At 34.7% G+C, this 14,264-nt stretch carries 14 protein-coding genes; 7 read left to right on the forward strand and 7 right to left on the reverse strand.

Annotation, left to right across the window (positions count from 1 at the left end; translation table 11 throughout):
- Positions 1-59: 59 nt before the first annotated feature.
- The 3 genes from DFQ05_RS09495 to DFQ05_RS09505 all read left to right on the forward strand — a co-directional run bounded on the left by DFQ05_RS09495 (position 60) and on the right by DFQ05_RS09505 (position 4,868).
- Positions 60-1,814 carry an ABC transporter ATP-binding protein gene (locus tag DFQ05_RS09495; RefSeq protein WP_132705176.1) on the forward strand — a complete coding sequence of 585 codons (1,755 nt, stop codon included), beginning with the start codon at positions 60-62 and terminating at the stop codon, positions 1,812-1,814.
- A gap of 66 nt (positions 1,815-1,880) precedes the next feature.
- A complete protein-coding gene (locus DFQ05_RS09500) occupies positions 1,881-2,270 on the forward strand; it encodes a PUR family DNA/RNA-binding protein (RefSeq protein WP_132705177.1) in 390 nt (129 codons plus the stop codon).
- Positions 2,271-2,363: 93 nt separating this feature from the next.
- Positions 2,364-4,868, forward strand: a complete 2,505-nt coding sequence (locus tag DFQ05_RS09505; protein ID WP_132705178.1) for a M14 family metallopeptidase — start codon at positions 2,364-2,366, stop codon at positions 4,866-4,868.
- Positions 4,869-4,934: 66 nt separating this feature from the next.
- On the opposite strand, the gene DFQ05_RS09510 is transcribed toward DFQ05_RS09505, so the two are convergent.
- The gene (locus tag DFQ05_RS09510; RefSeq protein WP_132705179.1) at positions 4,935-5,270 is read right to left on the reverse strand and encodes a tRNA-binding protein; all 336 of its coding nucleotides are present in this window, start codon (positions 5,268-5,270) and stop codon (positions 4,935-4,937) included.
- Between the two features lie 22 nt (positions 5,271-5,292).
- Here DFQ05_RS09510 and DFQ05_RS09515 point away from each other — a divergent pair, with 22 nt between their 5' ends.
- Entirely contained in the window at positions 5,293-5,850 is a 558-nt protein-coding gene (locus tag DFQ05_RS09515; RefSeq protein ID WP_132705180.1) for a thioredoxin family protein, read from the forward strand.
- 152 nt (positions 5,851-6,002) lie between these two features.
- Here DFQ05_RS09515 and DFQ05_RS09520 read toward each other — a convergent pair whose 3' ends face one another.
- Together DFQ05_RS09520 and DFQ05_RS09525 are read right to left on the reverse strand one after the other, a co-directional pair.
- Positions 6,003-6,728 (reverse strand): energy transducer TonB, encoded by a 726-nt coding sequence (locus tag DFQ05_RS09520; RefSeq protein WP_132705181.1) that lies wholly within the window; start codon positions 6,726-6,728, stop codon positions 6,003-6,005.
- Between the two features lie 91 nt (positions 6,729-6,819).
- Positions 6,820-8,970 (reverse strand): TonB-dependent receptor, encoded by a 2,151-nt coding sequence (locus DFQ05_RS09525; RefSeq protein ID WP_132705182.1) that lies wholly within the window; start codon positions 8,968-8,970, stop codon positions 6,820-6,822.
- 308 nt (positions 8,971-9,278) lie between these two features.
- On the opposite strand from DFQ05_RS09525, the gene DFQ05_RS09530 reads away from it, so the two are divergent.
- Both DFQ05_RS09530 and DFQ05_RS09535 read left to right on the forward strand, forming a co-directional pair.
- Positions 9,279-9,773 carry an RNA polymerase sigma factor gene (locus DFQ05_RS09530; protein WP_132705183.1) on the forward strand — a complete coding sequence of 165 codons (495 nt, stop codon included), beginning with the start codon at positions 9,279-9,281 and terminating at the stop codon, positions 9,771-9,773.
- Positions 9,774-9,777: 4 nt separating this feature from the next.
- Entirely contained in the window at positions 9,778-10,419 is a 642-nt protein-coding gene (locus DFQ05_RS09535; protein ID WP_132705184.1) for a hypothetical protein, read from the forward strand.
- Positions 10,420-10,504: 85 nt separating this feature from the next.
- Here the strand turns inward: DFQ05_RS09535 and DFQ05_RS09540 are convergent, their stop codons facing one another.
- Positions 10,505-11,314 carry a lysophospholipid acyltransferase family protein gene (locus tag DFQ05_RS09540; RefSeq protein ID WP_132705185.1) on the reverse strand — a complete coding sequence of 270 codons (810 nt, stop codon included), beginning with the start codon at positions 11,312-11,314 and terminating at the stop codon, positions 10,505-10,507.
- 49 nt (positions 11,315-11,363) lie between these two features.
- Positions 11,364-12,005, reverse strand: coding sequence for an NUDIX hydrolase (locus DFQ05_RS09545; RefSeq protein WP_132705186.1), 642 nt, complete (start codon positions 12,003-12,005; stop codon positions 11,364-11,366).
- 2 nt (positions 12,006-12,007) lie between these two features.
- Here DFQ05_RS09545 and DFQ05_RS09550 point away from each other — a divergent pair, with 2 nt between their 5' ends.
- Complete coding sequence (locus DFQ05_RS09550) at positions 12,008-12,697, forward strand: peptidylprolyl isomerase (protein ID WP_132705187.1); 690 nt, start codon at positions 12,008-12,010, stop codon at positions 12,695-12,697.
- 1 nt (position 12,698) lies between these two features.
- On the opposite strand, the gene DFQ05_RS09555 is transcribed toward DFQ05_RS09550, so the two are convergent.
- Together DFQ05_RS09555 and DFQ05_RS09560 are read right to left on the reverse strand one after the other, a co-directional pair.
- Entirely contained in the window at positions 12,699-13,310 is a 612-nt protein-coding gene (locus DFQ05_RS09555; protein ID WP_132705188.1) for a trimeric intracellular cation channel family protein, read from the reverse strand.
- 211 nt (positions 13,311-13,521) lie between these two features.
- On the reverse strand, positions 13,522-14,247 hold the full coding sequence (locus DFQ05_RS09560) for an RDD family protein (protein ID WP_132705189.1): 726 nt from the start codon (positions 14,245-14,247) through the stop codon (positions 13,522-13,524).
- Positions 14,248-14,264 lie beyond the last annotated feature (17 nt).

Here is a 14,264-nt window from a genome sequence, read left to right on the forward strand (position 1 = left end):
AGCAAAATATTAACTGAAAAATAGGATTATAACAATAGCTTTGTACTCTTTTACTTTCAATGAAAGCCTTAAAACATCTAAATAAATATTTCTATAAATACAGATATCGACTAATTGTTGGTATCTTAATTACTATTGTAGCTAAAATATTTGCGCTATTTACGCCTCGACTTATCGGTAAATCTATAAATATTATCGAGGCTTATATTGAAGGTGACCTACCTCTTAGCCTAGCAAAATCCAGTTTATTAACTACTATTCTATTAATTCTTGGTGCAGCTATAGTTGCAGGGTTATTTACGTTTTTAATGCGTCAGACCATTATTAATGTTTCTAGATATATAGAATACGACCTAAAAAACGAAGTTTACAAACACTATCAAGTCCTTTCCTTGAGCTTTTATAAAGCCAATCGTACTGGTGATTTAATGAATCGAATTAGCGAAGACGTGGGCAAGGTAAGAATGTACGCTGGGCCAGCAATAATGTATACCATAAATACAATAACACTTTTTACAGTTGCGCTGACGCAAATGATAAGTACGGCACCAGAATTAACATTATACACCATGTTACCGTTACCGGTACTATCTTTTGTTATATACAAGCTAAGTCGTCTTATTAATCTACGAAGTAAAATTGTTCAAGAGTCGTTATCAGGACTTTCGTCCTTTACCCAAGAGCAGTTTAGTGGTATTTCTGTAATTAAGTCTTACACTATTGAGTCTAGTGTAAATTCTGAATTTGAAACGCTTTCTTCAGAAAACAGACAGAAACAAATAGATTTGGCAAAGGTACAAGCCTTATTTTTTCCTTTAATGATTTTATTAATTGGTGTTAGTAATTTATTGGTTATTTACATTGGCGGAAAACAGTATATCGATGGTCAGATTGAAAATATTGGAACAATCGCAGAATTTATTATCTATGTAAATATGCTTACTTGGCCGGTTGCAACAGTAGGTTGGGTTACTTCTATTGTACAACAAGCAGAAGCTTCGCAAAAACGAATCAACGAGTTTCTAGACCAAGAACCAGAAATTAAAAATACTGTAGAAGAGGAGACTAAAATTAAGGGGAAAATAGAATTTCAAAATGTAACCTTTACCTATCCAGATACTAATATAACAGCGTTGAACGGCGTTAGCTTTAAGCTAGAAGCAGGAGAAAAACTAGCCATTTTAGGAATGACAGGTTCTGGTAAATCAACCATTTTAGATTTAATAGGTCGTTTATACGATACAGAGCAAGGCACTATAAAGATAGATGACAAACCTATTACCGAAGTCAACCTCTTTAACCTGAGAGAAAGTATAGGTTATGTTCCTCAAGACGCCTTTTTATTTTCAGACTCTATAAAGAACAATATTAAATTTGGCAAAGAAGATGCCACCGATGATGAGGTTATAGAAGCAGCGAAGAATGCTAAAGTGCATAAAAATATTATTGGATTTAAGAAAGGATACGACACTGTTCTTGGAGAACGTGGTATTACCTTATCTGGTGGCCAAAAACAACGTGTTTCTATAGCCCGAGCGATTATAAAATCTCCAGAAATTTTACTATTAGACGATTGCTTATCTGCGGTTGATACTGAAACTGAAGAGAAAATATTAAAAAATCTAGAACGTATCTCTAGCGATAAAACAACAATTATCGTTAGTCATCGTATCTCGTCCGCAAAGAATGCCGATAAAATTATTGTACTGGATAATGGTAAAATAATTCAATCAGGAACTCACCAAACCCTTAAGAAAACAGAGGGTTACTACAAAGACTTATATCTTAAACAGCGTTCGGAAAAAGAAATGTAACTATTTGTTGGTTACTTTACTTTTTTTTTAGATTTTTGGATGGAATTATTAACTCAAATCCAAATTATGAGCGATTACGAAATGATGGACAAAGAAGAGATATTCTCAAAGGTATTGCGTGCAGGACGAAGAACGTACTTCTTTGACGTTCGTGCTACGAAGGCAGGCGATTACTACTTAACTATAACCGAAAGTAAAAAGTTTACTAACGATGATGGCTCTTTTCATTACAAGAAACACAAAATATACTTGTATAAAGAAGACTTTGTTGAGTTTAGAGAGATTTTAGGCGAAATGACTGATTACATCATAAACGAAAAAGGCGAAGAAGTGATTAGTGAACGTCATCAAAAAGATTTTAAAAGAGAGGATGATGAATTTGTAGCACAAGAAGCAAAAACAACTGAAGATACCTCTACAGATAGTTTTACGGATATAAGTTTCGAAGACATCTAGAAAAATCTTGTTAAATTATATTAAAAACCGTTACAACAGTAGCGGTTTTTTTATTTTTATGGAGATAACTAAACACTAACCAAATACTTAAACATGCGCCGCATTCTTTTATTAAGTCTTACAGTATTAACGTCTTTTATTTACGCCCAATCAACAGTTGAACTATCGTATTATTTACCTCAAGATGTAACGTACAATAGCAATATTCCAACACCAAAAAGCGTAATTGGTCACGAGGTTGGGGAATGGCATATAACCCATGATAAATTGGTACAATACATGTACAAATTAGCGGAATCATCCAACCGAATATCAATAGAAAATAGAGGAAAAACGTTTGAAGATAGGCCACTTCTATTACTAACAATTTCTTCGCCTGAAAACTTGCAGAATATCAAGACCATCAAAGAAAACCATGTCAATGCAACCAAGACAGACAATGTTAATACAGATAGACCCATTGTTGTTTATCAAGGCTTTTCTATACACGGGAACGAACCTAGCGGTTCTAATGCCGCGTTAGCAGTAGCCTATTATCTTGCAGCTGCACAAGGACCTAAGATAGATGCATTATTAAAAAATACAATAATACTTTTTGACCCATCTTTTAACCCAGATGGTTTGCAACGTTTTGCCTATTGGGCAAACACCAATCGAAGTCAAAACTTAAATCCAGACCCAAACGACAGAGAATATAGTGAGGTTTGGCCAGGTGGACGCACAAACCATTATTGGTTTGACATGAATAGAGATTGGTTACCTGTACAATTACCAGAGTCTAGAGCGCGTATTAAAACGTTTCACGATTGGATGCCAAACATTCTGACGGACCATCACGAAATGGGAACAAATTCTAGTTTTTTCTTTCAACCAGGAATTCCATCTCGCACACATCCTCTTACTCCACAAATGAATCAGGATTTAACAAAACAAATAGCAACGTTTCATGCTAAAGCATTCGATAAAATTGGTTCTTTATATTATTCCGAAGAAAGCTTCGACGATTTCTATTATGGTAAAGGCTCAACATTTCCGGATATTAATGGAGGTATAGGTATTTTGTTTGAACAAGCAAGTTCTCGGGGTCATGTACAAGAGAGCGATAATGGACTATTAACTTTTCCGTTTACAATAAGAAATCAATTTACCGCAGCATTATCTACGCTTGAAGCTGCAAATGCCATGCGAGAAGATATCTTAAATTATCAAGCTAACTTTTTTAAGAATGCACGAAATGAAGCTAAAAAACAAGGCAATAAAGCGATTGTTTTTGGTGACGAAAAAGATGCTGCAAGAACCTATCATATGGCTGAAATTTTGAATCGTCATAAAATTAAATTCCACGAAATTGAAAATGACTTTGAAGTTGATGGCAAGCGTTTTAAAAAAGGATACAGCTTTATTGTTCCTAAAAATCAAAACAACACACGTTTAATAAATGCTATGTTCGAGAAGCGTACAACGTTTCAAGATAGCTTGTTTTACGATATTTCCGCATGGTCTTTTCCTCTTGCATTTAATCTAGATTATGCAGAGACCTCAACAGCCAAGGCTGGCCCAGAAGTAAAAGATTTAAAATTAAAAACAGGAGGCGTTTCTTCTAAAAGTGATTACGCCTATTTAATAGAATGGCACGAATATTATACGCCAAAATTTCTATACGCTCTATTAGATAAAGGCATTCGTGCTAGAGTGAGCCAGAAGCAATTTACAGCCAACGGAAAATCTTATGACTACGGAACATTAATGATACCTGCTCAAAATCAAAATAAATCTGCTTCAGAAATTTATAATATACTCAATGAATTAGCAAAAGAAAGTCATCTAATGGTTGATGCTGTTTCCACGGGATTGAATGAAGGTATCGACCTAGGAAGCAACAATTTTAGACCTTTAGAGCTGCCTAAAATCGCTTTATTGGTCGGTGATGGAATGACGTCTTACGATGCTGGTGAAATATGGCATTTGCTAGATACGCGCTATGATATTCCGGTAACAAAACTCGATACTAAAAACTTTTCTAGAGCAGATATAAGTAGATACAATACAATAATTATGGTCAATGGTTCTGGCCTGGATGATGGTAATACTAAAAAATTACAATCTTGGATTCAGGCAGGTGGTACCCTAATTGCCTACAGACGTGCATTAAACTACCTAAATAGCAAAAAACTTTTAAAACTAGATTTTAAAAAACCTAAAATCGTAGCTAAAACTATTTCTAGAGAACAGGCGAGCGATTTTAGAGGTGCACAAGTAATTGGCGGTGCCATTTTTGAAGCAGATATCGACCGCTCTCATCCAATTAATTTTGGATATAAAAATGATAAGTTACCGTTATTTAGAAACACCACTCTATTTGTAAAACCAGATAGAAACAGTTACAACAATCCAATACAGTATACCAAAAATCCGTTATTAAGTGGTTATATCTCTAAACAGAATTTAGATAGTATTTCTAAAACTGTACCACTAAAAATAGGAAATTACGGCCGCGGAACTATTGTTGCATTTACCGATAATACCAATTTTAGAGCGTTTTGGTATGGTACTAATCGTCTATTAATGAATGCGATTTTCTTTAGGGAAGACCTTTAGCTTAGTAAGCAGTCTCAGTTTTTAGCTCTCAGTCTAGATGATAATTGTGACTACAAACCGAGACTGTTAACTCACTTGAGCTCCATTTTTTACTTTGGTTTCAGGTCTGAGTAAGTAAACATCATCTTTATTTACTGCACCCATAACAAGACACTCGCTCATAAACTTAGCGATTTGCTTTTTAGGAAAATTGACCACAGCAACAATCTGTCTATTCAATAAATCTTCTTTTGAATAGCGTGTTGTTATCTGTGCTGAAGATTTCATGATGCCCAATTCTCCAAAATCAATGATTAACTGATATGAAGGATTGTGCGCTTCGGGAAAATCATTTACTTCTAAAATCGTACCTACGCGTAAATCTACTTTGGTGAAGTCTTCGAATGTTATTATCTTATCCATAAATTAAAACTACAAAAAAATTATGGCACTAACGCCTTCTAATATGTTACCTCTAGGTACAAGAGCCCCTAATTTTAGATTAGTAGATACTATAGACAACAACTTTAAGTCGCTAGATGAATTAAAAGGAAGCAAAGGCACCTTAATTATGTTTATATGCAACCACTGCCCTTTTGTGATTCATGTTAACGAAGAACTTGTAAATCTAGCTAACGATTACAAAGCCAAAGGCATTAATTGTATCGCTATTTCTAGTAACGATGTAGAGAATTATCCGCAAGATGGTCCGGACTTAATGAAAATTCATGCCAAAAAAAACAAGTATACGTTCCCTTATTTGTACGACGATACGCAAGAAATTGCTAAGGCTTACGATGCGGCTTGCACACCAGATTTCTTTCTATTTAATGATAACATGACACTTGTCTATACTGGTCAGTTAGACGACTCTAGACCTGGAAATAAAATTCCCGTTACAGGAAAAGATTTAAGAAATGCTATGAATGCACTGGTTAAAGGAGAAAGTATAGACCAAAACCAGAAACCTAGTATGGGTTGCAATATTAAATGGAGAAATTAGTTACTTTCTTAATCCATTAAAAAAGCCTCGATAATCTTAAACGTTCTCCTTTTGGGAGTCAGGTCGTAACCTGTTTATGGAAGTAAAATACAACCTTTTAGTTTAAGATTACCAAGACTTTTGTAGTAACCAACCTTTAATTTATTTCTTATCTAATTACCTCTTAGCTGAAAGTTAATAGGGATACTGTATGGGACACCTACATTTCTATCGCGCTGTTTACCTGGTATCATTTTAGGTAATATTTTAATGATACGCTCTGCTTCTGTTTCTAAGTGTCTATCCGGACCTCTACTTTTTACTTTAGTTATGTTTCCGTTTTTATCTATTAAGAAGAATACATATACTTTACCTGTTATTCCTAACTCTTCAGCAACCTCCGGGTATCTAAAGTTTTTCTGTAAATGCTCGGTAATTTTTCTTTGGAAACAAGCTCTAAGCTCGTCGTTATTACCTGAACATCCTGGGAATGTTGGAACTCTTTCTATTACTGCAAAAGGCACTTCGATGTCTTCTTCAACTTCCTCGACCTCTACATCGTCTACAGCAACTACTTCTTGTATTACATCGTCTTGACCAATCTCTGTACTTTCTAAAACAGTTTCTTCAATTTCTGCAACATCTTCTACAACTTGGATAGCTTCTGTAACTACTGTTTTAGGTGGTGGTGGTGGCGGTGTAATTTCTATATTAGTAATAGGAATATCCTCTTCTAACTGCTCGCTAAGCATTAAAATATCTGACTCTGATAACGTTTTATCATAGGTTTTGTACTCGAAACCAAAATACGTTAACAATAACATGATGTTTAGGCCTACAGCAAAGTATAAGCTGCTATTTCTTCCTACATCGGCACTGGGGTTCTTTTTTACTTCCATGATTTCTAAAATTTTATAGTATAAAGTTACCCATTAGAAGATGGAATAGACATGACATTTGTCATGCTTAGATGTAAAACATTATTGTATTTTAAAGATTGTCTAACTGATTATCAGTTCCTTTTTCACTAATCGTCCAGAAGAATCCCACAAAAAAGAACTGGTCTGCGGCTGGCCTTAAAGCTCGCCTGTTAAACGTTCCGTTGGAATTTGGCATGTCCGCGTATTGATAGCCATTAATATTGTTAAAACCAAAAATATTATTAATAGAAAAATATAAAATCTTTTGCTGACTGATTAAATACGCCCAATTAAAACTAATATTATTAAAGCTTTTAGTACGTTCTCCTAAAAATTGACTCGTATTTGGATTAGTATAAGGACGACCAGAAGCATGCACATAATCTAAACCTATTTGACTTTTTAAACTTTCTACCCAATATTTACCTACAATAGAAAAGTTATGCTTGCTCGCAAAATTAGGCTGTGCCAAAGTTGGGAAATTTCGGTGGTTTCGTTGTGTGTCTAATAACGAATAACTTACCCAGTAATCTAGATTTTTGATACTCGTATTATCTCGCCAAAATACATCTAAACCTTGGGCATAGCCGCTTCCGTTAGAATTAAAGGTACTATCAAAACTCTCGAATGGCGTATCGAACTTCACTAAATTATCGTAGGTCTTTCTGTAAAGTTCTGCCCTAAAAATTCTTCCGTTATTTACATATTGATAGTTAAAAATATAATGCGATGTCTTTTGTGATTCTAAATCTTGCGTAAACTTTAGAGTTCCCGCACTTGGATTCTGATAAAAGTCGCCATAGGCCAAAGATACTTGTGCATTATCTGATACTTTATAAGCAAGTGCAGCTCGAGGTGCTACCTGTAAATTATCGAAAATCTGACTATAATCGGCACGTACGCCTAATTTTAAAGCTAAATCCTTTGAAAACACTAAATCGGCTTCTGCAAAACTTGCCGTGATATTGTTATTAAATCCATAGGATGCATCGACAGAGGAATTTGAAAAATCTTCATTAAAATCCGTTAAAAATTGCTCCACGCCAAAATTGAGTTTAAATCGACTATTAAAGCGTTTTTTTAGTTTCAGTTTTGCATGAAAAGAATTCTCAGTATCATCAATGTTGTTTATTTCAACACCGATTCTATTATTAGCATGGGTGTAGCTTAGTCCCGTTACAATACTCCAATTGTTATTTAAAACACCCTTATAAGAGGTGTTAACATAGAAGTTTTTGTTATTAAGCTTAAATTGCAACCCATCATCTTCATTGATATCTTCTTGCGTTAATTCGAAATTAGTAGTGTCGAAAGCCGCATAAAACTTGAGTGTGCCGTTGTTAAATTTGCGTCTAAAAACCGCCTCACCTTGGGCAGCTTCAAAAGGTTTTTCCCAGTCGTTACGGTCTTCGTAAACTTCTAAATATGGTGCTAAATTAATATAAGTTGCGTTTACACTTAGGGATGATTTCTCCCACTTCTGGGTGTTTCCTAGAGCAGCACCTACGGATAAAATCCCTATATCTGTTTTCTCTTGGTCTGGCTCGTCAATGGTGTTTAGTACCAAAACACTAGATAAAGCTTGTCCGTATTCGGCAGAATAACCTCCGGTGGAAAATGTAATACCATCAAATAAAAAGGGAGAATATCGTCCACGCGTTGGTAAATTATTTGTCGTGGGCGTATATGGCGTAAATACACGAATACCATCTATAAAAATTTGAGTTTCGTCTGCGTTACCACCACGAACAAATAATCGACCATCTTCGGCGTTATTAGACGTTCCTGGTAGTGTTTGCAACGCACCAACAAAATCACCAAGCGCACTTGCTGTAGTGACCACATCTAAAGGTTTTAAAACTGATACTTTACTATTGTCGTTAGCTTCGAAGGTTCCTGCGGATAATACGACTGCGTCTAATGAGTTTACATCTTCCCTTAATTTGATTTCTAAATTATTAAGCGCGGAAACATCTTGTTTTACTGATGTTGTTTCGTAAGACAAAAAAGAAACAATTAGTTGTTGAGTTCCTTTTTCTGATGTTGTAAATAAAAATTCACCTTTGTCATTAGAGGTTGCACCGTCGTAAGTACCTTCTAAATACACATTGGCGCCAGCTATAGGCGTACCTTTAGTATCTATTACTTTGCCACTTATTGTTGTTTGCCCATGGCTGATTAGGCCAAGACACAAGATTAGAATGAGATTGATGATTTTCATGGTTAATTGTTTACTGTTCGTTTTTTGTTTTGAAATGAATTCAGCTTAAATTGATGAAGTAAACTTCTAATCTTATGTGAAGTTTTAAAATTATTAGTTACCGAACTGTAAATAATGAATGATGAATTGCGTTAGTGGTTGCAGTGGCATCCTTTTTGTTGCGCCACAACAAAAAGATATAACGGAAAACACGGTACACCATAGCAATATGCGACGGTGTAAACGCCCAAAAAAAAGATTAGCATAACTGTAACATAAGTGTATCTTTATAGACTTACTATTAAAAATCAATCAACCACAACTAACTATTGAACAAAGAACTTGAACATAGCTTTGTAGAACAGCTTGAAAAACATCAGAATATTGTACATAAAGTATGTCGGCTTTACACCAATAATCAAGATGCGCACAATGACCTTTTTCAGGAAATCACCATACAATTATGGCGTGCCTATCCAAAATTTAGAGGTGATAGTAAGTTTAGCACTTGGATGTATCGTGTTGGTTTAAATACAGCGATTACGTTGTATAGAAAGTCTAAACGCCGTGTACAAACAGATGATTTTGATGTCCACCAATTTAGGATAAAGGCTGAGGAGTACGATAGCACTGAAGAAGAGCAACTAAAACTGTTATACAAAGCCGTACATCAGTTAAATGATATAGAAAAAGCGCTTGTTTTCTTATATCTTGAAGATAAGGATTACAGAGAAATAAGTGAAACACTTGGTATAACCGAGGTTAATGCACGTGTGAAAATGAATCGTGTGAAAAAGAAATTAAAAGCAATATTAAATCCGTAACACTATGGATGAATTAGAATTATTAAAAAAAGATTGGCAGAAAGGTGCGGATAATTTTCCTCAGGTTTCTCGCGAGGATATTTATAAAATGACACATGCAAAATCGTCGAGCATCGTAAAGTGGATATTTTATATTGGACTACTAGAATTTGCCTTTTGGTTTATTGTCTCTATTGGTTTAAAATCTCTTGGATTTGGAGACGAAATAAAAAAACTTGAGTCTAGTACGGTATTCATAGTCTTTGCGGTTATAAGCTATTTTGTTTTATTATATTTTTTATATAAGTTTTACATAAACTACAAAAATATTTCTGCTACAGATAGTGCTAGACGCTTAATGAAAAATATTCTTAAAACCCGAAAAACGGTTAAAGCATATGTTATTTTTAATCTGGCGTTTTTAGTTATAGCTACATTTTATGGCGTTTATTTTGCACTTCAGAATGATGAAACCTCTAAATCTATGATAGATGCCGCCGCTGCAAATGGTGAGATTTTTAAATTTTATGCTAGTATTATTGCTCTAACGCTTTTACTGTTAGCATGTGCTATTGCCGTTTTACTGCTGTTCTATTGGTTGATTTACGGATTATTACTGAAACAGCTTAACAGCAACTACAAGGAGTTGAAAAAATTGGAGATTTAATCTAGAAGACTAATAATTGAACTTAGATTTGCTTTGTTGACGTGACAATTTAAGGCAGAAACTAGGCCACTAATTACGGTTTATATTACCAATCACTAATTTCTCTAAGTTCCTTGTTTAAACGTTCTTTTTCTTCGAGTTCTTCTTGAGGAATTACTTTTAAAAACGAAGGATGTTGCTCGATAGCGTACTCTATTTTTTCTACAATTTCTGCAATAGTCTCGTTTTCGTAATCAATCTCTAAAGGTTGTTTAATCTCAAACGACTGATAAATATTTTTCTTTTTAATTCGTAGTCCTTTTTTATCAAAAGAACGTCTAAATCCATCAATTACTATAGGAACTACTATAGGTTTGTATTGTTTTATGATATGAGCTGTACCCTTGCGTATTGGTTTAAAAGGTGTAGTTGTCCCTTGCGGAAATGTTACAACCCAACCATCATCCAGCGCCTTTTTAATAGCACTAATATCGCTCATTTTTACTTGGCGGTTAACATCTTTACCTTGGGAGCGCCATGTACGCTCTATGCTTATAGAGCCAGTGTAAGCAAAAATCTTTGGGATAAGACCAGATTTCATTGTCTCTTTTGCCGCTACATAATACATGTTGAGCTTAGGATTCCAGAGGTAACCAACATTTTTAATATTATCTAAACGTCCACTTAGACTAGCATTAAACACATGAAACATTGCTATAACATCTGCGAAATAAGTCTGATGGTTAGATATAAAAAGTACATTAGTATCTGGTAAGTTTTTTATAATTTCAGAGCCTTCTATTTGTAATTCGTTAAAGCCTCTAAAACGGCGATGTGTTAGCAACCCTAATATTCGGATTAACCATTTTTTTACCCAAAGTATATGCCCAAAAGGATTGGTTTTAAATAAACCCATAGTATCAATCTGTCGTTAGTCGGATAGCAAAAGTAAGAAAATATGCTACTTAGAGTATCTGTTTTAATAATACTTTAATTTCACTTAACATCATAGCTGTTGCACCCCAAACGATGTAATTATTTAAACGAAATGCTGGCACCTCAACATCTACATTATAACTCGTTGGTACTTTTGTAGTTATAAGATTTTGGTCTTCAAGAATTTCATTCACTCTAACTTCGATAACAGCCTCGACTTCTTCGTCTTGCTTTGTAAACGTTAAAGGTTGTTTGGAAACACCTAAAAAAGGATGCACTATAAAATTGCTAGGTGGTATGTAAAGCGGAGACAAGGTTTTTAAGACTTCTATTTGTTTTACTGGCACGCCTATCTCCTCTTCTGTTTCTCGCAAAGCTGTTTCCATAAGGTTATTGTCAATGTCCTCTACCTTACCACCAGGGAAACCCACCTGCGCCGAATGTACGCCTTTATAGGTTTTTCTGAGAATAAACACAACATGTGTCGTTTCTTTTACATCTGGATAAAACAAAGCCATAACTCCAGCTTTGGATGCTGTTTTGCGCTTTTCTTTGTATTTCTCTGCCAATTCTAGACGATATGGCGGCGAGAGCTTTCTATGCGCCTCTTCGCCTAAAAGCGGAAGATGTTTTATATTTACAACTGAATCTAAAAACGTATTAAAATTCATTTATGAGAGTTATTCTTTTTGTCCTAGTTTGCCTAGTTTTTAGCTGTGAAGATAAAGAAACTTCAAAACAAAACACCACTGTAAAACAAGATAAAGTAGAGAAAAAAACCGAAGTTAAGACGGAGCAAAAGCGTGAATATCCCAAACTGACGGATGACAATGCCTTACAGTTTTTATCTGATTTTGGCGATGAGAATAAAGAAAACAAAGTACGTATTGTTACCGATTTTGGTAACATAGATATCCTGCTCTATGATAAAACAAAATACCATCGTGCTAACTTTATCTTTTTAGCAAAACAAAACTATTTCGATTATACACAATTTTACCGTGTTGTCCCAAATTTCGTGATTCAAGGTGGTAGTAGTGATGGAATGAATATTGCCAAGCGGCGCAGAAAAATTGGTCGATATCTCTTACCACCAGATACCAAAAGAGGTTATACCCACAAACGCGGTGCTATTTCTATGCCTAGTAGCGAAATTGAAAACGCCTACAAGTTGGCGTCTCCATACCAATTCTTTATTGTAAACCGTATCGGTGGCGCGCCTTTTTTAGATGGTGATTATACCGTTTTTGGAGAGGTCATTAAAGGAATGGATGTGGTAGATAAAATTAACGCTGTAGAAACGGATGATGGCGAATGGCCACTGAAAAATGTATTTATTAAGACCGTTGAAATATTAGATTAATCTAAACCTCGTCCTTGTAAAGGTTGGGCAATTTTAATTTAAAAATCACAGCCGATAAGCGAATGGCAATTACAACGGCACCTGCAATTAAGAAAAGGTAGTTTCTATCCTCTAAAAATTCTAACAATAAAAAATAGGTCAATCCACCAATGATACAGGCAGTTGCATAAATCTCTTTTCTAAATATTACAGGTATTTCGTTACATAAAATATCACGAATCACGCCGCCAAAACAGGCAGACATTGTACCTAAAACAATACATATTATAGGATGTAATTCTGCATTTAGCCCTTTTTCTATGCCAATTACCGTGTAGAGCCCAATGCCAATAGTATCGAACAAAAACAGTGAACGCCTTAAGTGCTTAAGATAATTTCTAAATAAAACCGCAAAAAGTGAAGCTATAGAAATAACGATTATAAACGTCATGTCTTTCATCCAAAACACCGGTGTTGCACCAATAAGTGTATCTCTAAGTGTACCGCCACCTACTGCCGTAACAAAGGCAATAATAAATACTCCAAAAGCATCCATTCGCTTATTCATGGCAACCAAAACACCAGAAATGGCAAAAGCTATTGTACCTAAAACATCGATGGTTTGTATAAACACTAAAGTTTCATTTTTAATTTATAATTCATCTCTTTTTTTATATAAAAAGAAATACTAACAATCACACTTCGACTTTGCTCAGCATATGCGATTCATATCCTTTTAGATTAAGAAAAGAAGCTCTCTGCTACATTTCTTACTTTCTCAGATGCCGAAATAAATTCGGTATAAGCGATTCGCACAATCCCGACATTCGGAATTAATTCTCTACTTACATATTCTGAGTGTAATAATTATAATCCTTTAATATGGTATCTATAAATTGTAAGTCGTATAAGTCTGATTTTATGCCTAAAACGTCACAAATTTTGTTTCGTAACAGATGAAGTGTTTTGTAATCATTATTCTTTTTTGAAACCAAAAAGGCTTCTTTAACAATGCGTACATCTTTGTCTGTAAGTTGGGTAACATTGCTAAAAACAGGCTGGTAATCATCTGTTATATCTTCAAGAATAGTACTTGTAATTTTATGTTTCTTTTTTACACTTATAACCACTGTTCCTGCTGCTGCATCTCCGACGCGTTGTTTTCTTTCAGATAATAAAATACTTAGGACTCCAATAGATGAAAAGAACAACCAAATATCAACAATACGTAACATCCACCTGACTAACAAATTATACCATTGTGTCGGCGCCCCATCCAGTCGAACCACCTTTATTTTCATTATCATTTTACCAATGGTACGACCACCAAAAATAATATGACAAATCAGCGAATAGAAAAATGCAGGTAAATAAAATAGACCCAAAAAACCTCTTCTTGTCCAACCATCCGCATCGAAAATCTGTGACATATTCACCAAATTTTCCATAATGGTCATATATGTGAGTAAAATAACACCATCTATTAGAAATGCCACCATGCGCTCGCCAAGACCAATAAGCTTATAATCTAAGTTTACATTTTGTGCAGTGTTAATTGCTAATTTGCCCATGGAAATGTATATTCGTT

Source organism: Winogradskyella wandonensis (assembly GCF_004346845.1).
GTDB lineage: Bacteria > Bacteroidota > Bacteroidia > Flavobacteriales > Flavobacteriaceae > Winogradskyella > Winogradskyella wandonensis.